Source organism: Micromonospora sp. C97 (assembly GCF_018070385.1).
Classification (GTDB): domain Bacteria; phylum Actinomycetota; class Actinomycetes; order Mycobacteriales; family Micromonosporaceae; genus Micromonospora; species Micromonospora parva.
In genome coordinates, this window is sequence record NZ_JAGPXU010000004.1 from 116119 (window position 1) to 137749 (window position 21631).

General features: G+C 73.0%; 23 protein-coding genes. 11 read left to right on the plus strand and 12 right to left on the minus strand.

The genetic code is table 11. The features are described from left to right. Positions 1–16 precede the first annotated feature (16 nt). Positions 17–571 (minus strand): NADPH-dependent FMN reductase, encoded by a 555-nt coding sequence (locus tag KBX26_RS08600; RefSeq protein ID WP_030331374.1) that lies wholly within the window; start codon positions 569–571, stop codon positions 17–19. Between the two features lie 131 nt (positions 572–702). On the opposite strand from KBX26_RS08600, the gene KBX26_RS08605 reads away from it, so the two are divergent. Continuing rightward, positions 703–1218, plus strand: a complete 516-nt coding sequence (locus KBX26_RS08605; protein ID WP_210865115.1) for a GNAT family N-acetyltransferase — start codon at positions 703–705, stop codon at positions 1216–1218. A 25-nt stretch (positions 1219–1243) separates the two neighbouring features. On the opposite strand, the gene KBX26_RS08610 is transcribed toward KBX26_RS08605, so the two are convergent. After that, entirely contained in the window at positions 1244–2230 is a 987-nt protein-coding gene (locus KBX26_RS08610; protein ID WP_210865116.1) for an aldo/keto reductase, read from the minus strand. Between the two features lie 171 nt (positions 2231–2401). On the opposite strand from KBX26_RS08610, the gene KBX26_RS08615 reads away from it, so the two are divergent. Further along, complete coding sequence (locus tag KBX26_RS08615; RefSeq protein ID WP_307857772.1) at positions 2402–3118, plus strand: transcriptional regulator; 717 nt, start codon at positions 2402–2404, stop codon at positions 3116–3118. 92 nt (positions 3119–3210) lie between these two features. Here the strand turns inward: KBX26_RS08615 and KBX26_RS08620 are convergent, their stop codons facing one another. Both KBX26_RS08620 and KBX26_RS08625 read right to left on the minus strand, forming a co-directional pair. Next, positions 3211–4062 (minus strand): aldo/keto reductase, encoded by an 852-nt coding sequence (locus tag KBX26_RS08620; RefSeq protein ID WP_030331366.1) that lies wholly within the window; start codon positions 4060–4062, stop codon positions 3211–3213. A 98-nt stretch (positions 4063–4160) separates the two neighbouring features. Beyond that, entirely contained in the window at positions 4161–5120 is a 960-nt protein-coding gene (locus KBX26_RS08625) for a LysR substrate-binding domain-containing protein (RefSeq protein WP_210861392.1), read from the minus strand. Positions 5121–5172: 52 nt separating this feature from the next. Here KBX26_RS08625 and KBX26_RS08630 point away from each other — a divergent pair, with 52 nt between their 5' ends. Together KBX26_RS08630 and KBX26_RS08635 are read left to right on the plus strand one after the other, a co-directional pair. Next, on the plus strand, positions 5173–6087 hold the full coding sequence (locus tag KBX26_RS08630) for a serine hydrolase (RefSeq protein ID WP_210865117.1): 915 nt from the start codon (positions 5173–5175) through the stop codon (positions 6085–6087). 153 nt (positions 6088–6240) lie between these two features. Beyond that, positions 6241–7218 (plus strand): MBL fold metallo-hydrolase, encoded by a 978-nt coding sequence (locus KBX26_RS08635; protein ID WP_210862372.1) that lies wholly within the window; start codon positions 6241–6243, stop codon positions 7216–7218. Between the two features lie 43 nt (positions 7219–7261). Here KBX26_RS08635 and KBX26_RS08640 read toward each other — a convergent pair whose 3' ends face one another. Genes KBX26_RS08640 through KBX26_RS08650 form a run of 3 tightly spaced genes read right to left on the minus strand, consistent with a single transcriptional unit; the run spans position 7262 to position 9656 of the window. After that, positions 7262–7804, minus strand: coding sequence for a DUF1697 domain-containing protein (locus KBX26_RS08640; protein WP_210865118.1), 543 nt, complete (start codon positions 7802–7804; stop codon positions 7262–7264). Between the two features lie 29 nt (positions 7805–7833). Continuing rightward, positions 7834–8502 carry a response regulator transcription factor gene (locus KBX26_RS08645; RefSeq protein ID WP_030331357.1) on the minus strand — a complete coding sequence of 223 codons (669 nt, stop codon included), beginning with the start codon at positions 8500–8502 and terminating at the stop codon, positions 7834–7836. Continuing rightward, complete coding sequence (locus tag KBX26_RS08650; RefSeq protein ID WP_307857773.1) at positions 8499–9656, minus strand: sensor histidine kinase; 1158 nt, start codon at positions 9654–9656, stop codon at positions 8499–8501. The genes KBX26_RS08645 and KBX26_RS08650 overlap by 4 nt, the downstream gene beginning before the upstream one ends. A 169-nt stretch (positions 9657–9825) precedes the next feature. Between KBX26_RS08650 and KBX26_RS08655 the strand changes: the two genes are divergently transcribed. From KBX26_RS08655 to KBX26_RS08665, 3 genes are read left to right on the plus strand one after another with little or no spacing between them, the layout of a single operon-like run. Continuing rightward, entirely contained in the window at positions 9826–10575 is a 750-nt protein-coding gene (locus KBX26_RS08655; RefSeq protein WP_210863185.1) for an ABC transporter ATP-binding protein, read from the plus strand. Further along, on the plus strand, positions 10569–12992 hold the full coding sequence (locus KBX26_RS08660; protein WP_307857774.1) for an ABC transporter permease: 2424 nt from the start codon (positions 10569–10571) through the stop codon (positions 12990–12992). Before KBX26_RS08655 ends, KBX26_RS08660 begins: the two co-directional genes overlap by 7 nt. A gap of 42 nt (positions 12993–13034) precedes the next feature. Beyond that, complete coding sequence (locus KBX26_RS08665; protein ID WP_210865120.1) at positions 13035–14066, plus strand: hypothetical protein; 1032 nt, start codon at positions 13035–13037, stop codon at positions 14064–14066. Between the two features lies 1 nt (position 14067). Here KBX26_RS08665 and KBX26_RS08670 read toward each other — a convergent pair whose 3' ends face one another. Genes KBX26_RS08670 through KBX26_RS08685 form a run of 4 tightly spaced genes read right to left on the minus strand, consistent with a single transcriptional unit; the run spans position 14068 to position 17088 of the window. Further along, a complete protein-coding gene (locus tag KBX26_RS08670) occupies positions 14068–14616 on the minus strand; it encodes a heme-binding protein (RefSeq protein WP_030331347.1) in 549 nt (182 codons plus the stop codon). A gap of 32 nt (positions 14617–14648) precedes the next feature. Beyond that, on the minus strand, positions 14649–15398 hold the full coding sequence (locus tag KBX26_RS08675; protein WP_210865121.1) for a hypothetical protein: 750 nt from the start codon (positions 15396–15398) through the stop codon (positions 14649–14651). A gap of 2 nt (positions 15399–15400) precedes the next feature. Beyond that, positions 15401–16195: an ABC transporter permease gene (locus tag KBX26_RS08680; protein WP_030331343.1), complete on the minus strand. Its 795-nt coding sequence runs from the start codon at positions 16193–16195 to the stop codon at positions 15401–15403. Further along, positions 16192–17088, minus strand: coding sequence for an ABC transporter ATP-binding protein (locus KBX26_RS08685; protein WP_210865122.1), 897 nt, complete (start codon positions 17086–17088; stop codon positions 16192–16194). The genes KBX26_RS08680 and KBX26_RS08685 overlap by 4 nt, the downstream gene beginning before the upstream one ends. Before the next feature lie 132 nt (positions 17089–17220). On the opposite strand from KBX26_RS08685, the gene KBX26_RS08690 reads away from it, so the two are divergent. The 3 genes from KBX26_RS08690 to KBX26_RS08700 all read left to right on the plus strand — a co-directional run bounded on the left by KBX26_RS08690 (position 17221) and on the right by KBX26_RS08700 (position 19782). Then, entirely contained in the window at positions 17221–18477 is a 1257-nt protein-coding gene (locus KBX26_RS08690; RefSeq protein ID WP_210865123.1) for a sensor histidine kinase, read from the plus strand. After that, the gene (locus KBX26_RS08695; RefSeq protein ID WP_210865218.1) at positions 18456–19238 is read left to right on the plus strand and encodes a response regulator transcription factor; all 783 of its coding nucleotides are present in this window, start codon (positions 18456–18458) and stop codon (positions 19236–19238) included. The genes KBX26_RS08690 and KBX26_RS08695 overlap by 22 nt, the downstream gene beginning before the upstream one ends. A 133-nt stretch (positions 19239–19371) precedes the next feature. After that, positions 19372–19782: a hypothetical protein gene (locus KBX26_RS08700; protein ID WP_030331335.1), complete on the plus strand. Its 411-nt coding sequence runs from the start codon at positions 19372–19374 to the stop codon at positions 19780–19782. Positions 19783–19885: 103 nt separating this feature from the next. Here KBX26_RS08700 and KBX26_RS08705 read toward each other — a convergent pair whose 3' ends face one another. Continuing rightward, complete coding sequence (locus tag KBX26_RS08705; RefSeq protein ID WP_030331333.1) at positions 19886–20665, minus strand: D-Ala-D-Ala carboxypeptidase family metallohydrolase; 780 nt, start codon at positions 20663–20665, stop codon at positions 19886–19888. A gap of 303 nt (positions 20666–20968) precedes the next feature. On the opposite strand from KBX26_RS08705, the gene KBX26_RS08710 reads away from it, so the two are divergent. Then, entirely contained in the window at positions 20969–21607 is a 639-nt protein-coding gene (locus KBX26_RS08710) for a DUF6642 family protein (RefSeq protein ID WP_030331331.1), read from the plus strand. The last annotated feature ends 24 nt before the right edge of the window (positions 21608–21631 follow it).

A 21631-nucleotide genomic window follows, 5' to 3' on the forward strand; every position in this document is an offset into this window, starting at 1 on the left:
TTCGTGGTGGACGTGTTCAGGAGACGTAGGGCCGAGCCGCCCGGCCGTCGCGCAGCGCCAGGCCCCACCAGCGCAGCTGGTCGAGCAGGGCGTCGACGTCGCGGCGCAGTTCGTCGGTGCACCGGGCGGTCGGCTCGCCGGCGAGCAGGTCGATCCCGACGACGTCGCGCACCGTCATCGCGTGCAGTGCGGTGAAGACGGTGCGGAGCTGGTCGACGGCGTGCCCGCCGGTGGACCGACAGCCGTACGACACGAAGCCGACCGGTTTGGCCTGCCACTCGTCGTACGCGTAGTCGATGGCTTGTTTCAAGGGTGCCGGGAAGCTGTGGTTGTACTCGGGGGTGACCACGACGAACGCGTCCGCCCGGCCCACCTCGCGAACGAACGCCCGGATCGGCGCGGTCGGCTCGGCGGGGTAGGTGGCCGGGAAGTCGTACCCGGTCAGGTCAACGACCGTCACCGCCAGGTCGTCGTGCCGCCCGGCCTGTTCGACGAACCAGGTGGCGAGCCGGTCGCCGACCCGCCCCTCCCGCGTGCTGCCGACGATCACGGCGATCCGTAGCGGCGTCATGGCCACCCCCTTCCATTCTGAAGGCGCGAGGTGACAGCGGGCGCCCGCTAGATCTGATCTAGCGGGCGCGGTTTCGGGGCGGAGTGTCGGTGGGATCGGCTTGACTGGGGTCGACGAACGGGGGAAACGGGATGGCCCAGGTACGCATCGAACCGTGGCACGAGGACGACCTCGACCTGCTGCGGCAGCTCAACTCACCGGACACCCGCAAGCACACCGGCGGCCCGGAGACCGACGAGCAGGTGCTCGCCCGCCACGACCGGTACGTGCACTTCGCCGACACCGGGCAGGGCTGCATGTTCACGCTGGTGCTGCCGGACGGGGCGCGGGCGGGCAGCGTCGGCTACTGGGGTCGGGAGTGGCGCGACCACCCGGTGTACGAGCTGGGTTGGGCGGTGCTGCCCGCGTACCGGGGGATGGGGCTGGCCACGACGGCGGTGCGTGCGGTGGTGGACGTCGCTCGCGCCCGACGGGACCGGCGTTACGCGCACGCCTACCCCTCGGTGGACAATCCCGCGTCGAACGCGGTGTGCCGCAAGGCGGGTTTCACGCTGCTCGGCGAGACCGGTTTCGAATATCCGCCGGGGCGGATGATGCGGGCCAACGACTGGCAACTCGACCTGACCGCCCCGCCGACCGCAAGCTGAGGTCGGCGGGGCGGCCGGTGACCGGTCACCAGGTGGTGTCGAGGCGGTGTCGTTGCTCGGCGGTCAGCTCCAGGTCGACAGCCGCCAGGCTCTCCTCCAGTTGCGCCACCGACGAGGCGCCCACCAGCGGGATGGACGGCAGCTCGCCGCCCAGCAACCAGGCGAGCACCACCTGGTTGACCGTCGCGCCGCTCTGCCCTGCCACCTCCCGCAGCGCGGCCAGTCGCCGGGGCGCGCTCGGCAGGTCGTACGCCGAGCTGAGCGGCTTGTCCGCCCGGGTGAACGCCCCCTTGAGCAGCGGCGAGTACGCCACCAGGGTCAGCTCGGGTTCGGCACGCAGGTAGCTGAGCAGGTCACCGCTGACGCCGCCCGGCTCGCCGTCCGGGTCCAGTTCGCTGATCACGTCGGTGCGGTTCGGCAGGTAACTGCGGTGGTACTGGAGCACCTCGTACCCCGGCAGGCCGGCGGCGGCGGCCAACGCGCGGGCCCGTTCCACCCGCCAGGCCCGGTGGTTGCTGGCGCCCAGCAGACCCACAGTGCCCTCGGCGACCAGCTCGGCGAAGCCCTCCACGGTCTCCTGGAGCGGCACGGTCCGGTCCTCGATGTGCGCGTAGAGCAGGTCCAGCCGCTCCACCCCGAGCCGTTCCCGGCTGCGCTCCGCGGACTCGCGGATCACCTTGGCGGACAGGCCCTCGGCGTTGTCCAGGTAGCTGGTCCCCGGGGCCAGCGGTCGGGCACCCAGCTTGGTGGCGATGACGATCTCGGTGCCGACGCCCCGGCTGCGCCGCCACCTGCCGAGCAACTCCTCACTCTGCCCGCCCTGGCCGCCGTCCACCCAGAACGCGTAGTTGTCCGACGTGTCGATGAACGTGCCGCCGGCCTCGACGTACCGGTCCAGGATCGCGTACGAGGTGGCCTCGTCGGTGGCGCTGCCGAAGAGCATCGCGCCGAGGCTGAGCACGCTGACCTCGCGCCGGGTCGCCGGGTCGGCGCCGATCGTGCGGTACCGCATGGGGGTCTCCTCTCGTGCGCCCTACCGGTGGGCGCACGAGTCACACTGCCGGCTGGAGCGCACTCCAGGTCAAGCGCTCAGTCACCACTGCAGCACGCCGTACCCACCGCCGGCGTTCATCTGGAAGCCCCACAGCAGCCCGCTCGGCCCGTCGGCTGGCAGGGTCGCCAGGTGCACGCTCACCTCGGCGCCCTGTTCTGCCGTGCGGAAGCCGCTGTTGCCGTTCAGGTCGGTGGGCCGCATCCGTCCCGGCAGGTGCTCGCGTCGCTGGCCCGGGCGCTGCTGTTGAGCCGGGACGAGCGGGAGTACCTGTTCCGGGTTGCCGGGGAGAACCCGCCGCCGACCCGTGGGCCGAGCCGGGCGGTGCCGTCAGGCCTACGGCACCTGCTCGACGCGATGACCGAGACCCCGGCGTACCTCGTCGACGCCGCGTACCACGTGCTGGCCTGTAACCGTCTGGCCACGTACTTCGTCGGGGATCTCTCGACAGTGCCCGACGCGGACCGCAACATGATCCGCTGGACGTACCGGCAGCCGGTGACCAGCGGCCACTGGAATGACGCCGAGATTCTCCGGTTCGTCCGCGGTACGGTCGCGGATCTGCGGGCCGCGTACGGCCGCTACCCGGCCGACCCGGCGATCCGTGAGCTGGTGACCGAACTGCTCGGCACGTCACCCCGGTTCGCCCAGCTCTGGGCCGAGCACGACGTGGCCGAACGTCGCCCCGTCGTGAAGCGGGTGCCGCACCCCGGGCTGGGGCCGTTGGAGTTCGAGTGCCGGGTGCTGCACGTGCAGGAGACCGACCAGCGACTGATCGTCTACGTACCCGAGCCCGGCTCGCCGACCCAGGCGGCGTTTCACCGGATTGCGCAGCGCGTCTGTTTCTGACCTGCCGGCGACAGCGTGATGCCTCAGGGTCATTACGACGACTCTGAGGCATCACGCTCGTTGGAGACCTGCCCGCCGGTGGCGGGCTCGGCTCAGTTGGGCAGGTAGGCGAAGGTGTCCGGGTTCGGGCCCTGCCGACCGGCCTCGCCCTTGTTCAGCTCGGTGATCCGCTCCATCGCCACGTCGTCCAGCTCGAAGTCGAAGATCCGGGTGTTCTCCTCGATCCGCTTCGGGGTGGTCGACTTCGGGAAGATGATGTCGCCGCGCTGCACATGCCAGCGGAGCACCACCTGCGCCGGGGTCCGGCCGAGCTGCTCGGCGATGTCGACAACCGTCGGGTCGCCGAGCACGTTGCCCTGCGCGATGGGCGACCACGCCTCGGTGAGAATGTTGTGCTCCCGGCCGTAGGCGCGGACCTCGTCGTTGGTGAAGTACGGGTGCGCCTCGATCTGGTTGACCGCCGGCACGACGCTCGCCTCGTCGGCCAGTCGCTGCAGGTGCGGCACCTGGAAGTTCGACACGCCGATCGAGCGGGCCCGACCGTCGCGCTGGACCTCCTCCAACACCTTCCAGGTCGACACGTAGTCGCCGTCGTACAGCGTCGGCAGCGGCCAGTGGATCAGGAACAGGTCGATGTAGTCCATCTTCAGCGCCGCCAGCGTCGAGTCGAACGCCCTGCGGGCGTCGTCGGGGCGGTGGAAGCCGTTGTTCAGCTTGCTGGTCACGTAGACCGCGCCCCGGTCCAGGCCGGACATCCGTACCGCCTCGCCGACCTCGGCCTCGTTGCCGTACATCTCGGCGGTGTCGATGTGGCGGTAGCCGATCTCCAACGCGGTGCTCACCGCCGCGACGGTGTCCTTCGGCTCGATCTGGAACACCCCGAAGCCGAGCTGAGGAATGGTGGTGCCGTCGTTCAGGCTGATGTCGGGAATCGTGATTGCCACTGCGGCTCCTTCGCGTCTTCGTTTACCTGTCATCCATACCCGGGCAGGTGGACGAATCACCGCTCAAGCCGGCGTGACGAACGCAACGGCGGATCGGTTCACCCGGTCGTGTCGAACAGCACCGGCCACGGCCGCGCCGCCGGTGTCGACGTCGACGGCGGCTCGGGCGCGGTGGGCTCGGCCAGCACGTCCGCGGCGAGTTGGCCGAACATCGCCGCCGCCGGGTGCGCGGACCGTTCTGGCCAGGCCGCCGAGGTGCGTTTCGCCAGCGGCGCGTCGACGATCGGCCGCCAGGCCATCCGGGGTTCCCGGCGGGCCACCGCCGCCGGTTCCACCGCCACCGCGCCGCCGGCCAGCACCAGCCCGAAGAGGAACTCCGGGTTGCGGGCCGGGCGCACCCGGGTCGGGCGCCAACCGTGCTGCCGGCACACCGCCAGCAGGTGATCGTGCCAGCCGGGGGCGGTGGCGCGGGGCGCGGCCACCAGATCCAGACCGGCGAGCGACGCCAGCGTCACCGCACGGTCGCGGGCCAACGGCGAGGTGCGCGGCAGCAACACCCCCAGGGGTACGTCGACCGGGGCGCCGAAACGTAACCCGTCCGCCGCCACCGGGTGATGCACGAGCCCCACGTCCAGGGTCCGCTCGGCGAGCATCCGTACCTGCTCGGCGGTGGTCAGCTCGTGCAGTTCCACGTCCAGCCCGGGTGCCCGGGCGGTGAGCCCGTCCAACAGCGAGCGCAGCGTCACAGCGGGCGTCTCCGGTGGCACCCCGGCCCGCAGTACGCCCAGCTCACCGGCACGGATCTGGGCCATCAGGCTGCGCAGTCGCCCCTCGCCGGCGAGCAGTTCCTCCGCCTCGCCGAGCAGCAGCTCACCGGCGGTGGTCAGGCGTACCTGGCGGCGGGAGCGGTCGAACAGCTCGACCGTCAGCTCCCGTTCCAGCCGCTGGATCGACTGGCTCAGCGGCGGCTGGGCCATTCCGAGCAGCTCCGCGGCCCGCCCGAAGTGCAGTTCGTGTGCGACCACCACGAAGTGCCGCAGGTGCCGGAGCAGGTCCACGGCCGGGACCCTACGCCAGCGCCGCCACGGTGCCGCTGGATACCGTGCTGGCGTGGACGTGCAGGAACGGATCGAGGCCATCTTCGCCGCCGCCCGGGTGACGGCCAGCATGCACGCCGTCGACCTGGACGCTGTGGACCTGGCCGTCGACGGCCCGACCGGCAGTGGCCGGGAGGTCGGGGTGCGGGCCGACGAGCAGGTGGTGATCGCCTCGATCTTCAAGATCCTGCTGGTGCTGGAGTTCGCCCGGCAGGTCGAGGCCGGTCAGCTGGACCCGACCGAGCGGGTACTGGTCACCGCCGCCGACCGGCTCGGCGGGTGGGGTCTGGCGGGCTGCGTCGACGACGCCGAGGTGTCGCTGCGCGACCTCGCCTACTTCGCCATGTCGGTCAGCGACAACACCGCCGCCGACCTGCTGCTGCGCCGGGTCGGCCCGGACCTGCTGCCGATCCTCGCCGTCGAGCTGGGGCTGACCCGTACCCGCGTCCTCGGCGGCCCCCGGGACCTGGTCGAGGTGATGCTCGCCGACGTGGGCGCGCGCACCGAGGCGGAGTTCGCCAGGATCTTTCCCACCCTGCCGGCGGAGCGGGTCCGGGCCATGCGGGTCTTCGACCCCGCGCGCACCACGTCCAGCACGGCCCGGGAGATCACCCGGCTGCTCACGCTGATCTGGCGGGACGAGGCCGGGCCGCCCGCAGCGTGCGCGATGGTTCGCACCTGGATGGCCCGGCAGCTCTTCTGGACCCGGCTGGCCGCCGGTTTCCCGCCCGGCGTCCGGGTGTCCGGAAAGACCGGCACCCTGCCCGGGTTGCACCTGGAGGCCGGCGTCGCCGAGTACCCCGACGGCGGCCGGTACGCGATAGCCGTCTTCGCCCGTGCCGAACAGTTGGCCCCGCGCCGCATCGACGTGGACCTGGCGATGGGGGAGGCCGCCCGGACGGCCGTCGAGGCGCTGCGCGGTAACTGATTTGTCGCCCGTCGGAGCGTCTGCGCACCGCCGCTGAGCAGGTCCTATATGCGGCGTCGTATCGGAGCCGACGGCGTTTGATCTTGGACCGGGGCCGGGTGGCGCTGGTTGGCTCGTGTCGACCGATCACCCGAGCACGGGGAGCAGATCCGCATGCCCAACCTCGACCGTCGCCGCTTCCTGCGCGACGCCGCCGCCACCACCGCCCTGGTCTCCGCCGGTGGCCTCGCCGCCGGCGTCGCCACACCGGCCCAGGCCGCGCCCCCGACCGCCGCCCCCGCGCCGACCGCGCGCCGCAAGGGCGCGGTCAGCTTCCGCTGGTGGGGTACGGCCGGCTGGCGCGTCGACATCGGCGACCGCACCGTCCTCGTCGACCCGTTCCTCAGCCGCATCGACACCGGGCTGTTCACCGGCCCGTTCAACACGCAGACCCGGTTGACGGTGCGCACCGACGTGATCGACCCGCGGGTCGACAAGGCCCTGACGGTGCTCGTCACGCACACCCACTGGGACCACTTCATGGACGTGCCGTACATCGCCAAGCGCACCGGCGCGCGGGTGTTCGGCACGCTGACCGCGTACCACCTGGGGTTGGCCTACGGGTTGCCGTCGACGCAGCTCAGCGCCGTCAAGGGTGGCGAGGTGCTGGACTTCGGGGACCACACCGTCGAGGTGGTCGGCTCACTGCACAGCCGCAACCCGTCGTACTCGGTGGCCTTTCCCGGGGTGCTGGTGACCCCACCGCCGCAGCCGGCCACCATCGCTGACCTGCCGGAGGGCGACACGCTGGGCTACCTGCTGCGGGTCGACGGCGGCCCGTCGGTCTACTTCACCGGGGCCAGCGACGTCGCCGAGCGGAATCTGACCGGCCTCGCGCCCGACGTGGCGATGGTGGCCATGCAGAACGCCACCACCACCGGCGACTACCTGCCCCGGCTGCTGGCCGGCCTCGACTACCCGAAGGTCGTGGTGCCGGTGCACTACGACAACTTCGAGACGGCGTTGCAGAACCCGCCGACCGTCGCACCGACCGACCGCACCCGGCTGAACGAGATGATCGCGGCGATCCGCCGGATCTCGCCGCGCAGCCGGGTCCTGGTGCCCGAGTACGAGACCGCGTACCACTTCTGAGCAGCGCGGATGGGGGTCGCGGGGGCCGCGACCCCCACCGTGCTCAGCCGGCGGTCATCTCCGCCAGGGCCCGCACCGACTTCCAGTTGCGGGTGGTGGCCACCACGCCGAGCTTCTTCTCCAGGTACGCGTTGGTGAACTTCGACCGGCCGTAACCGCCGTCGACGTAGTGCAGGAACACCTCCCGGCCGGTCACCGTGAACGACACGTTCTCGCCACCGGGCACGGCGAGCGCGTCCACAGCGGACTTCTCCGGCGCGGTGGCGAGGAAGGCCACCAGCAGTCGGGTCGGGTCGTCGTCCCGGTCGGCGTACGGGTTGCCGCCGGCGATCGCCGCCAGCTCCCGGCCGCTGCGCACCAGCACCGGCACTGACAACGCCAGCTCGTCGGTGAGCGCCCGCTCAATGCCGGCCGCCAGTTTCTCCGCGTCGCGCACCGTGCTGCCGAAGGTCACGTTGCCGCTCTGCAGGTACGTCCTGACGTCCTCGTGACCGAGGTCGGTGACGATCCGGCGCAGGTCGGCCATCGCCAGCCGGGTGTTGGCGCCGACGTTGACCCCACGCAGCAGGGCGACGTAACGGGTCATGGTTCCTCCTCGGATGCGCGCCGATCGGCTCAGCGTAGGCCGCCGGGCCCGACCAGTCCCGTCTCGTACGCGACGATGACCAGTTGCGCCCGGTCGCGTACCGCCAGCTTGGTCAGCAGCCGCCCGACGTGCGTCTTCACGGTGGCCTGGCTGAGGTTCAGGTGCGCGGCCAGCTCCGCGTTGGACAGGCCGCGGGCGATCAGCGCCAGCACCTCCCGTTCCCGGTCGGTCACCCCGTCGAGCCGCCGGGGCAACGGCCTGGTCGGCTCCGGCCGCCGGGCGAACTCGTCGATCAGCCGGCGGGTCACCGTCGGCGCGAGCAACCCCTCCCCGGCGGCGACCACCCGGATCCCGGTCAGCAGGTCCGCCGGTGGGGTGTCCTTGAGCAGGAACCCGCTGGCCCCGGCGCGCAGCGCCCCGTAGACGTACTCGTCGAGGTCGAACGTGGTCAGGATGATGACCCGGGTGTCGGCCGTCGCCGGGTCGGCGCAGATCCGTCGGGTCGCCTCGATGCCGTCCATCTCCGGCATCCGGACGTCCATCAGCACCACATCCGGGTGGTGCTGCCCGGTCAACGCGACGGCCTGCGCGCCGGTGCCCGCCTCGCCGACTGTGGTGCAGTCCGGGCTGAGATCGACCAGCAGCCGGAAACTGCCGCGCAGCAACGCCTGGTCGTCGGCGATCAGCACCCGGATCACGCGGCCACCCGGTAGGGCAGGCTGGCCGTCACCGCGAAGCCGCCGTCGGCGCGTGGGCCGGCGCGGAACTCCCCGCCGTGCAACGCCACCCGTTCCCGCATGCCGATCAACCCGTGCCCCTCCCCGCCGAGCAGGACCGGCCGCCGCCCGTCGTCGGTCACCTCCACCCGCACCTCGTCGGGCCGGACGGTCACCGTGGCCCGGCACTCGGCCGGCGCAGCGTGCTTCACCACGTTCGTCACCGCCTCCTGCACGATCCGGTACACCGCGAGGCCCACCGACTCCGGCACCGCGCCGGCCGGCTCCTCCCGTCGTACGTCGAGCTGCACGTCGACCCCGCCGATCGCCGCCTGCCGGGCGAGGACGGGCAACTCGTCCAGCCCGGGCGTCGGGGCGTACGGGCTGTCCGCACGCAGGACGCCGAGCACGCGACGCACATCGGTCAGGGCGGTGCGGCCGGTCTCCTCGATGACCCGCAGCGCGGCGCCCGCCTCCCGGGGGTCGGCCTCGGCGACGTGGTTGGCGACGGCCGCCTTCACCACGATGAGGCTCAGCGTGTGCGCGACCACGTCGTGCAGCTCGCGCGCCACCCGCAACCGCTCCTCGGTGGCTGCCTGACGGACCAACTGGTCGCTCTGCCGGGCGGCGAGGGCGCGTCGCTCCCGGATCAGCCAGCCGATCACCCAGGCCGGCGCGATCATGACGGTGGCGTAGACGACAGCGCCGGTACGCGACCAGAGGTCGCCAGCGGTCAGCACCAGGGCGACGCTCACCAGTGCGAGACAACCGGCGGCGCACAGCATCGACCGGCGGGTGGGCGTCGACACGGCCACCGTGTAGAAGGCCAGGCCGATGGCGAACGCCGGCGCGGCGGCCGCGAAGTTGGGTATCACCCCGGTGATCAGGGCGACGGTGGCCACGGAGCTGATCGTCGCGGCCACCGTCACCGGCCAGCGTCGGCGGACCGCCAACGGCAGCCCCAGGGCCATCCCGACCAGCACTGACACCCAGAGCGGCTCGTGTACGCCACCGTGCAGCGGCGACTCCAGCGCCGCGTACGGGCAGAGCGCCCCGCCCACGGCCAGCGCCAGCAACACGTCCACTGTGTACAGGTCCACCGGCCGCATCCGTCGGGTCAACAGGAGAGCGGTCACCCGTCGAACGGTAACGGCCGGCCGGGCCGGCCGCGTCCACCCGCGGGTGGTCATCCCCGGGGACGACGTGCCGGCGCTGCCGGGCCTCCGGCTCCACCCCTGGGAGGGTTGGCAAGTGCCAGCCCTGGCACGACGCGCCGCACCCCGGCATTCGGCACCGTAAACGGTCATGACCACAGACACGGTGACAGTGACGGGGCTGCGCGCGGTGTACGGCACCGGCACCCGGCGGGTGACAGCGCTCGACGGCGTGACCACCAGCTTCGCGAGCGGCACGTTCACGGCGGTGATGGGCCCCTCCGGCTCGGGGAAGTCCACCCTGCTGCACTGCGCGGCGGGGCTGGACCGCCCGACCGAGGGGAGTGTCACGATCGACGGCACCCGCCTCGACGACCTCGGCGAAGACGAGCTGACCCGGCTGCGGCGCGACCGGATCGGCTTCGTGTTCCAGGCGTTCAACCTCGTGTCCACACTGACCGCCGCGCAGAACGTCGAGTTGCCGTCGCGCCTGGCCCGTCGCCGCCCGCCGGCCGGGGACGTCACCGCCGCCCTCGACGCCGTCGGACTCGCCGACCGGGCCGGGCACCGGCCGAGTGAGCTGTCCGGCGGCGAACAGCAACGCGTCGCGGTGGCCCGAGCGTTGATCACCCGTCCGGCGGTGGTCTTCGCCGACGAACCGACCGGGGCGCTGGACAGCGCGTCCTCGCGGCAGGTGCTGCGGCTGCTGCGCGCGCTCGTTGACGACCACGGGCAGACAGTGGTGATGGTGACCCACGATCCGGCCGCCGCCGCGTACGCCGACCGGGTGCTCCTGCTCGCCGACGGCCGGGTCGTCGACGAGCTGACCGGCGGGATCACCGCCGCCGCCGTCGCGGCCCGGATCGCCGAGCGGGAGATCGTCGCGGAGTCGTCGTGCTGAGCGTCCGACGGTCGGCCAGCGCGTTCGTGGCCGTCGCCATCGGGGTCACGCTGGTCGCGGCGGCCACCCTGCTGCTCGCCTCCGGCCGCCCGCAGGTGCCGGACCGGCTGGCACGGGCGGCGGTCGTGGTGCAGAGCCCCGAGGCGGGAGCGTCGGCCGACCAGTTCGTGCCGACCCGGCCCTGGTCCGCCACCGCCGCGGCCGGGCTCGTCGGCCGGCTGTCCGGTCTGCCGGACGTCGTGGCGGCGGTGCCGGACCGCACCTTCTACGCGCAGCCGCTCGTGGACGGCCGACCCTCGGCTGCCGACAGCGGGCGGGAGGACGCCCACCAGGGGCACGGCTGGTCCAGCGCCCAACTGGGTGGGCTGCGCCTCACGGCGGGCGAGTCACCCCGCCGGGCCGGCGAGGTGGTCGTCGACCGCGCGCTCGGGCTGCGCGTCGGCGCGCCGGTCACAGTGCTGACCGCCGTCGGCCCCGAGCCGTACACCGTCACCGGTCTGGTCGACGGGCCCGGCGTGCATGTCGCCGACGAGGTCGCCGCCGCCCTCGCACCCGGCGTCCGGGCCATCGGGCTGGTGCTCGCCCCGGGGGCCGACCTCGAGCGGGTCGCCATGGCGGCGCGTGGGGTCGTCGGCGGCGACGGGCGGGTGCTGACCGGTGCCGCGCGGGGGGTGCTGGAGCCGCCCGGCGACGCCCGTACCCGGTGGATCGGCATGCAGGTGCTCACCGCCACGGCGGCTCTCGCCGGCTTCGTCACGGTGTTCGTGGTCTCCTCGACCTTCGCGTTCACCCTCGCGCAGCGCCGCCGGGAATTGGGTCTGCTGCGCGCGGTCGGCGCCACCGGCCGCCAGGTCCGTCGCATGGTGGGCGCGGAGGCGCTCTCCGTCGGTGCCTCGGCCGGGCTGGTCGGCCTGCTGCTGGGCGCGGCGCTCGCGCCGGTGCTGGGACGGCTGCTCGTCGACGTCGGCTACGAACCGTCGACCTTCCGGGTCCGCTACGAACTCTGGCCGGTGGCGGTGTCGCTCGCCGCCGGGCCGGTGATCGCGGTGCTGGCGGTCTGGTCGGCGTCCCGCCGAGCGGCCCGGGTGCGCCCGTTGGAGGCGCTCCGCGAGGCCGCTGTGGAACAGCGACCGATCGGCCGGCTGCGCGCCGCCACGGGGACGTTGCTCCTCGCGACGGGGGTGGCGCTCAGTGTCGGCACGGCAACCGCCGACGAGGCTCGGGTGGCGGCGCAGTACGCGCTCTACGCGGTGATGGCCCTGGTGGCCGGTGCCACAGTGCTCGCCCCGGTGGTGGTCGGGCCGCTGGTGCGGCTGCTGCGTTCCCCGGTGCGTCGCCCCGGTGGCGCGATCGGGATGCTGGTCCGGGGCGGGGCGTTGACAGCGACCCGGCGGACCGCCGCCATCGCCGCTCCGGTGCTGCTCACCGTCGCGTTCGCGGTGCTGGTCTCCGGGATGGTGCGCACCACCAGCGCCGCGTACGCGGCCGGTCGGGCGGACAACGTGAACGCCGGCTGGATCGTCGTGCCGGACCGTGCGCCCGGCCTGTCCGACCGGGCCGTCGCCGCGACCGGCGGCACCGCGCTCCTGCCCACCACCGTCTACCGCACCGACCCCGCGACGCCGCCGAAGGACCGGCCGCTGACGGCGCTGGGCGTGGAGCCGGAGGGCTTCGCCGCCGCGAACCGGGTACTCACCGTCGTCGCCGGCTCGCTGGACGACCTGACGGGCGCCGACACCGTGGTGGTCACCGCGTCGGCGAACCTGCTGCCGTCCGAGCCGTACCCGGTGGTCTTCGCCGACGGGACGTCGGTGTCGTTGCGCGTCGTCGCCGTGGTCACCGACACCTCGATCCCCGGCGACCTGCTCGTACCCCGGGCCGTGGTGCGGGCGCACGACCCGTCGGCGCTGACCTCCACCGTGTACGTGCGGGACCGGATCGATCCGCCCGTCGGCGCGCGGATCCTCGACGTCCCGGCTTGGGCGGCCGAGGCGGACGCCGCCGAGGACCGCCTCGTCTGGCTCTTCACACTGCTGCTGATCGGGGTGTCGGCCGGTTACGGTGCCATCGCGGTGGCCAACACGCTGTTGCTGGCCGCCGCCGGCCGCGCCGCCGACCTGCGGCTGATCCGGATGGCCGGGGCGACCCGACGGCAGGTCATCTGGCTGGTCACCGCCGAGTCCGCACTGGTGGTGCTGATCGGCGCCCTGCTGGGTGGGGCTGTCGCGTTCGTCGGCCTGCTCAGCGTCCGTGCCGGCCTCGCCGAGCAGGTCGGTGCCCCTGTCGACCTGATGGTGCCGTGGCCGGTGGTCGCCGGGGTGGTGGGGTTGTGTCTGCTGCTCGCGGTGCTGTCGAGTGTGCTGCCGACGTGGCGGTTGCTGCGTCACCGTCCCGCCCGGTCACCGGTCGGCGGATGACCGCGCCCCCCGCGGGGCCCAGCCGGCCGTTACCGTCCATGGATGCGATGCGCGCGCCCGGTCGGGCTGTTCCTCTCCGCCGTCGCCGTGCTGCTCTGGGCGTACGGCATGACCAGGTGGCAACCGCTGACCGAGCCGCTCGGCCCGTGGTCGGAGCGCCTGCCGGGCAACAACGCCTACTGGGCGCGCGACCTGCGGTTCATGGCGATCATGGCGGTGTCGCTCGGGTTGGTGCTGGCCGGGCGCGGTCAGCTGCGGTGGGGCGGCCCGGCGGTGCTGCTGGGTGGCTGCTGGGTCGCCGCCGACGTGGCGATCGACCGGGCCGACCCGATCGGCGTCGACGCGACGGTGCTGCTCGCCGTCGGCGGTTGCGCCGTGCTCGGCGGGGTCGCGGCCATTCCGCTGTGGTGGGAGCGCCGCACGTCCTCGGCGCGCGAGCCTGGCCGGCCACAGCGGGAGCGCGGCGCGCCTGCGGCCACCGACCGGCGGGTGCTGACCGGCGCGGCCTGCGTGGCCGGGGTGCTGACGCTGGTGGCCGCCGCGATGGAGTCACCGACCGACCGGGAGCCGGAGCTGAACCAGGGCGCCCTGGCCACGGCGGCGCTGCTGGTGGCCGTCGCGGTCGGCGCCGGGCTGGCGGCGGCTCCGGCCCGGACCCGGGCCCGCGTCGCGTTGGCGGCCGGCGTCACGGTGGCCGCCCTGCTCGGGGTCGGGCTGGTTCGTGCCGTCCCGCCCGGCACCCGCCTGCTGCCGGAGGCCGCGCTCGGTGCGGTGCTGCTCACCGGGGTCACCCTGCTGGCCTGGGACTGGCCGGGCGGCCGGCCGGTCTGGTGGCACCACGGGGTGGCGGCTCTCCTCGCGTTGGTGGGCCCGGTCGTGTTTCTGGTGGCCACTGCCGTCCCCATGATGATCGCGCTGCCGATCGGCGCGGCGTTCACCTCGTTGGCCGGCAACAGCCCGATCAACGCCGCCGACTCCGATCTGCTGGTCTCACTGGCCGGGCTGCTCGCCGGGCTGGGAATGGCGGTGCTGCTGGCCCGACCGAGCATCGACGACCGCCGGCAACTCCGATAGCTCACTCCACGACCGGCAGCACGACCTCGTTGCGGCGCAGGAACCACGGCTTCCACGGCCTGTCGAAACGCGCGTACCGGATGGCACCGGTGGGTTGCAGCCCGGCCGCGGTCACCGACCGGCCGAGCATTGTCGCCCGCTGACTGAACGCCTGCTCCGTCCACCGCCCGGAGAACCGCATCGCCGCCGCCAGCCGCGCCGCCACCGGGTGGATCCGCACCCGGGCGTCCACCGGCTCGGGCAGGGTGGCGGTGGTGAAGGTGGCCGGCATGATGAACTGGATCAGGTACGCCCCCGGCGACTCGCCCTCGATCTGGATCACCGGCACGGTCATGGCGATCTTCTCCGAGCCGCCGGCCGCCTCCGTGCCGAGCGGGCCCCGGGCCCGATTGGCACCGCCGATGTACGCGGCCAGCGGCCGGAACGCCTCGATCGGCGCCCGGGTGAACGACGCCTGGATCTGCATCTCGGCCACCAGGTGGGCCGGGTACCGACGCAGCTCGAACCCGGGGTGTCGGGACACCACCCGGTACGGCTGCTGTTCGGTCATCGCGCGGCTCCCAGGGTCTGCTGGGACAGACGCTACCGCCCGGCCGCGTCCCGCTCGGCCGAAGTCGGCTGCTCCGACCCGGGGGCGACGGCCCGGTTGGTCAACCGCCAGTACTGGCGCTTGTCGTCGTCGCGCAGCACCACCCCAATCAGACCCAGTTCGCGGCGCAACTCCCGGGCGTCGTCGCGGCGGTCCCGCTGGATCGCCCGTTCCCGGGCCCGTAGCAGCGCGTCCGCACCGGTCGGCAACCCGGGCAGGTCGGGCACCCACAGCCGGTACGCCGACCGGTGCGGGTCGTCGTCCGCCCAACCCCAACCGTGCTCGCGGAACGCCGCCGCGAGTGCGGCGGCGGACAGGTCCGTCGGCTCCCGAACCAGTTCCGCGCCGTCGGCGTCGAGCAGCACCAGGTGCTTGTGGGCGAGGAAGGCCACCCGGGTGTCGACCCGCGCGACGGTCCGGTTCTCGGCGGAGCGGCGCAGCCGGACCTGCGCCGCGTCGACGGTGACGATCAGCCGTTCGGCGGTGCCGATCCCGGCGATGACCAGGCCGGCCAGCACGCCCACCGCGATGGCGCCGGCGGTGGCCTGCGGCTCGGGCAGCTGGTCCAGCCACCGGACCAGGCCGCCGAACGGCACCCACGGCAGTCGGGCGAGCCAGCCCGTCGTCGCCGCCAGGAGCCATCCGGCGCCCGCGCCGAGCAGCGGGAAGCCACCCCACAGGACGGCCAGCTCCAACGGGCCGCCGCTGACCACGGTGCGCGGACGGTAGTCGGCCGCGTCCATGGTCAGGACACCTCGCGGCGCAGCGTCCGGAACAGGCCGGCGGCCAGCGGCAGAACCATCCAGACCAGCAGGGACACCACCAGTCGTCCCCACTGCTCGCCGGTGACGTGGCTGGTGAACAACGGCTCCATGGTCCGGCTGGTGTCCAGCCAACCGGCAGCGCCGCGCAGCGGTCGGACCAGCTCGCCCAGCACCGACCAGAGGGTTGGTAGCAGCAGGTAACCGACGATGGCCAACGGCGGGTTGAGCAGCAGCAGGCCGAAGGCGGCACCCATCAGCACGCCGGCGACCTGGACGATCGCCGCGTTCACGATCAGCGCCGCGTCGACGCGCCAGGTGCCCGCGCCGCCCGTGGCGGACGCCACGAGCGTCCCGACGCTTGCGATTGCCAGGGTGACCAGCACGGAGGCGAGCGCGGCCAGCACCACCGCGATCAGCTTCGCGGCCACCACCCGCTCCCGCCGGGGCACCAGCGCGTACGTGGTGAGGGCGGTGCGCTGGGACCACTCGCTGGTGATCGACAGGATGCCCAGCACCGGCAGGAGCACGTTGACCGGCAACAGCGACGTGACGAAGAAGGTGAAGAAGGTCTGCTCGGAGTCCTCGGCGTAGATCAGCAGGAGGGTGACGATCGCGACGACGACGAGGCCGATGGTGATCAGCAGCCAGCGTCCGGCCCGGGTGTCGGCGAGCTTGCGCAGTTCCACACCGGTGAGGCGGAGCAGTGACGGCCGGCGTACCGGAGTGTGGTGCCGGGGCGCGACGAGGCCGCTGGCGGGCGCGGTGGTGGTGGTCATCGGACGGCCTCCTTGGTGGATTCGCCGGCGGTCAGGGTGAGGAAGAGTTGTTCGAGGCCGCCGCCGCTGGCGGGGCGCAGCTCGGCGAGCGCGACGCCGGCATCGGCCGCCGCCTGGCCGACCGCCTCGGCGTCGGCCTGCACCAGCAGGCCGTCGGTGCTGTCGGCGGCGGTCAGACCCGCCGTTTCCAGCGCCCGGCGCAGCGCCGCGTCGTCGCGGGCCCGGACCACCGTGCCGCCGCCGGCCAGCAGCTCGTTCTTGTCGCCCTGGGCCACGATCCGGCCACCCCCGATCACCACCAGCCGGTCCGCGACCGCCTCCACCTCGCGCAGCAGGTGGGAGGAGAGCAGCACCGTGCCGCCCCGGTCGGCGAAGTCGCGCAGCAGGCCGCGCATCCAGAAGATCCCCTCCGGGTCCAGCCCGTTGGCCGGCTCGTCGAGGATCAGCACCCGGGGGTCGCCGAGCAGCGCGTGCGCCAGCCCGAGCCGTTGGCGCATCCCCAACGAGTACGCCCGGACCCGACGCTTCGCGGCCACCGCGTTCAACCCGACCAGGTCGAGCTTCGCGGCGACCTCGCGCCGGTCCAGACCCATGGTGTACGCGGACAGCGTCAACGCCTCGCGGCCGGTGCGTCCGGCGTGCTGGGCGGAGGCGTCCAGCAGCACTCCCACCTCCCGCCCCGGGTTGGGCAGATCCTGGTAGGGGTGCCCGGCGACGGTGGCGCGGCCGGCGGTCGGCGTGGTGAGCCCGCAGATCATGCGCATGGTGGTCGACTTGCCGGCGCCGTTGGGGCCGAGGAAGCCGGTGACGGTGCCCGGCTCACACTGGAACGACACGTCGTCCACGGCCGGGTGTGGCCCGTATCGCTTGGAGAGGTTCTCCACGGTGATCATGTCGTCGAGCGTGCCCGTGCCCCCCGGCCATCCGCTGCGGCCGCCGGTCGATGCCGTACCGACCTTGGTCGACCGGCGGGTCTCGACTTTGGTAGCTGGTCGTGGCGCCCTTCGGCTGCCTAGCATGGTGCCGTGACCAGCCTCGCCGTGCCGGAACACCCCTGGCTGCTGCCCGGGGCGCTGGCCGGCGCGGCCAGCCCGGAGACGGCGACCCGCCGGCCCCGGCGGACCACCCGGGACTGGGCGGTCGACACCCTGGCCTTCTTGGTCAGCCTGCTCTGGGTGCTGTTCGCCACCGCGGACGCCCTGTCGCCCCACCCGGAGTCGTCGGTCCCGCTGCCGCACGACTGGATGGTCGGCGTGGACGCGCTGCTCGGGTTGGTCTGCTGCGGGCTGCTCTGGCTGCGGCGGCGCTGGCCGCTCGGGCTGGTGGTGGCCACCCTGCCGTTGAACCTGTTCTCGATGGCCTCGGCCATCCCCTTGGTCATCTTCTACTTCACCGTCGTGGTGCACCGGCGCACCGCCGTCGCGGTGGCGGTGACCGGGGTCGGTCTCCTCACCAACCTCGTCTTCAGTTGGGTTCGTCCGGATCCGGGCATGCCCTACTGGGCCACCGTCGCCTGGGGCGTCGTGATCACCGTCGCCGTGCTCGCCTGGGGGATGTTCGTCCGGGCCCGACGGCAGTTGATCGTGTCGCTGCGGGATCGGGCCGACCGGGCCGAAGCAGAGCAGCAGCTCCGGGTCGCCCAGGCCCGCCACCTCGAACGCACCCGGATCGCCCGGGAGATGCACGACGTGCTGGCCCACCGGATCTCGCTGCTCAGCCTGCACGCCGGGGCGCTGGAGTTCCGCCCGGACGCTCCAGCGGACGAGGTGGCCCGGGCCGCCGGGGTGATCCGGGGCAGCGCGCACGCCGCCCTTCAGGACCTGCGGGAGGTGATCGGGGTGCTCCGGGCCGAGAGCGACGACGGCGACTCCCCGGAGCCGCCGCAACCCACACTCGCCGACCTGCCGGCCCTGATCGCCGAATCGCGGGCAGCCGGGGTGCGCGTCAACGTCAGCGACAGCGTCGTCAGCCCGGGGGACGTGCCGGCGGCGCTGGGCCGGGCCGCGTACCGGATCGTGCAGGAAGGGCTGACCAACGCCCGCAAGCACGCGGCCGGCGCGGCGGTCACCGTGGACGTCGCGGGCGGCCCGGGCAGCGGCCTGACCGTGGCGATCGGCAACCGCTGGCCGGTCGGCGCACCGGCCGGCGACACGCTGCCGGGCGCCGGCACCGGCCTGGTCGGCATCAGCGAACGGGTCACCCTCGCCGGTGGCCGGCTCGCCTACGGTCGCGACGACGCAGGCGACTTCCGGCTGGCCGCCTGGCTGCCGTGGCCGGCGTGACCGGCCCTTCCGCAGCGGCGGGCCCTCCCGGCGCCGCCAACGCCTCCGGTGTGGTCGGCCCTTCCGGTGCGGCGGGGCCGCAGTCGGCAGTGTCGCCGGTGCGCGTGCTGATCGTGGACGACGACGCGCTGGTCCGGGCCGGGCTCTCGATGATCCTCGGCGGTCTGCCGGACCTGACCGTGGTCGGCGAGGCCGCCGATGGCGGTGAGGTCCCCGCCGCCGTCGCCGCGTACGCCCCGGACGTGGTGCTGATGGACATCCGGATGCCCCGGGTGGACGGGCTGACCGCCACCGAGGCCCTGCGTGCCCAGCCGCACCCGCCGGAGGTGCTGGTGCTGACCACCTTCGACGCCGACGAGCAGGTGCTGCGGGCGTTGCGCGCCGGGGCTGCCGGCTTCCTCCTCAAGGACACCCCGCCGGCGGAGATCGTGCACGCCGTGCGCCGGGTGGCGGCCGGGGAGGCGACCCTGTCCCCGACGGTGACCCGCACACTGATCGCCCACGTGACCGCCGCCACCCCCGGCCCGGCTGGCCCCGACCCGCGGCGGGAGCGGGCGCTGCGGTTGCTCACCGGGCTCAGTGAGCGGGAGCGGCAGGTGGCGGTCGCCCTGGGCCGCGGGCATACCAACGCGGAGATCGCGGGGGAGTTGTTCATGAGCGTGGCGACGGTGAAGGCGTACGTCTCCCGGCTGCTGACTCGGCTCGACCTCAACAACCGGGTCCAGGTGGCCCTGCTCGTGCACGACGCCGGCCTGGTCTGACGGTCCGTTCCTCGGGCGAATCTGCTTACCGGGTACCGGAATTGAACTTTCGGCCAGTGCCCGCCGTACTCCTGACCGAGGATGTCGGTGCGGTGGGTCCGCCGTACCGCTGCCGAACTGCGGGAGGCCTGCCGTGCGAGTTGGTGAGCAGTCGACGGATCCCATCGACCAGGTGCTGGGTGAGGTGCCGATGCCGACACCGCTGACCCCCGAGGATGTCCGGCTCGCGGTCCGGGCGGTGGTCGTGCACACCGCCGAGGAGTGGCCGACCGGGCCGCTGTGCCGCAACGACGGTGCCTCCTATCCGTGCCGCCTGCATCGGTGGGGGCGGCGGGTGTTGGAGGCACACGGGCTCAACGAGCGGCAGATCGAGGCGTTGATCCGGCATGGCAATCCGTTCGTGCACGTACCCTTCCCGTTCACGGCGACCGGGCCGTCGCGGCAGCAGGCCGCGCGGGTCGTCCCCCAGGGCGTACGGCCCACCGCTGCTGGCCGGCCGGTGACTCCCCCCGTCACCGCGCCGCGCTGGCCCCGGGCGAGCTGAGCGCGCTACCCCCTCCGCCCACCCCGACCCGGGGCGACACGACGTCGGCCCGACGCGGAGATTCCCCCTCCGCGTCGGGCCGACGCCGCTCTGGGCGGGCGACTCAGTTACCGACCCCGCAGTCCGGGGCGGACCAGCTCGTGGTGTTCGAGCTGCGGTCGCTGTTGTTCTCCCGACGCGAGTCGACGTGCACGTGGTCGTCGTGGTCGGGGTAGCCCGGTCCGTAGAGCCCACTGAATCCGTTGTTGCGGGCGTTGCGGGCGATCTGGCACAGCGAGGACGTCCGTGAGGTCACGTCGGCCGCGTTGCCGTACAGGTGTTGACTGTCGGACGCGCCACCGACCTGGTTGTTGCAGGCGCGACTGCGGAAGCCGCTGGACACGTAGAGCGGCTTGTCACCGAGGCCCTTGCGCAGCGCCTCCAGCTTCCACATGGTGCGCAGCGCGTTCTGCTTGGTCTGGCTCGCCGACAGCGGGCCGCCGCTCCACCCGCTCCCGCCGCACCCGTTGTCCAGCTCGCTGTAGCTGAAGTGGGCGGGCGTGCAGTCGTTGTCCTGGAGTTGGTACAGCTTGGCGAAGGTCTGCGGGCCGGCGATGCCGTCGGCGCGCAGCCCGTACGCCTGCTGGAACCGCTTGACCGCGGCGGCGGTCTTGGGCCCGTAGCGGCCGTCGTTCTCCACGATGTCCCGGTAGCCGGCCCACCCGGCGACCCGGATCTGCAACTGCCGGACGTCGTTGCCGGAGCGGCCCTGGGTCAGGGTGCGGTTCCAGGTGTAACAACCGTCCGCGTGCGCCGCCGGTGCGGCGACCACCGTGGCGATTGCGGCCCCGGGCAGTGCCAGGGCGAATGCGACGGCGGCACGCTTCAAGGTGTTTACGCGCACAGAAGTCCTCCCGATAGGAGAGCGAATGGGGTGGCTCCGGGACATCGACCGAGAAGTCCCGTGATTTCCACCCTCGCACTGATCCGTGCCGTTGGCGGCGATTAACGAGAATCGTGCTCACAATCCGCTGTCCCTGGGTATTGCCTGGGAATTCAGCTGATTTGCGAAACAGCCATTTCCCACCGATCGGCCTTTCTGCGGCCAAGCACACCGAACGTCGCGTTCCGCCACACCGAGGGTGATGTTCCCAGGGTGGCCGCGGCCGGTAACGTCAGCCCGGGCGGCGGACTGGCGGAGGTGCGCGTGGCACGCGGTGGCGTCTTCTGTGTCGAGGGTCAGTGGCACCGGGACCTCAACGAGCGGGGCTCGGTGCTGCCCACCCTGGAGCTGCTGGAGCGGCTGGGCAAGATCCGCTTCATCCACAAGGACGCGGCCACCCGCGACGAGCTGTTCTACTTCCTGGACCGCTGGCTGCTCAAGCAGTACGCCGACCACCGGGTCGGCTTCTTCGCCATGCACGGCGAGCCGAGCCGGCTCTGCCTCACCGACTGGCAGTCGGTCGAGTTGAACGAGGTGGCCGAGCTGATGGCCGGCCGCGCCGAGGGCCGGCGACTCTATTTCGGCAGCTGCTCGGTGCTGCGCGCCTCGGACGCGGTGCTGCGCGAGTTCCTGGAGGTCACCGGAGCCGCGCTGATCTGCGGTTTCACCCGGGAAGTCGACTGGGTCGAATCGGCGGCCTTCGAAACGGTTCTGCTCGACGTGCTCGCCAACGGCCAGCGCCACAACGCCGCCGAGCTGCGGATGGGCTCCGCCCACTGGGCGCCGCTCGCGTCGTACCTCGGTTTCCGGGTGATCTACGCCAACGGTCGGGCCTGGCGTCCGTCCGGTCGTCCCCGGGTGCCCACCCAGGCGGTGCACCGCTCCCCGGCCCGACCTCGCTGACCCGCCGCCGTCGCCGCGCCCGGC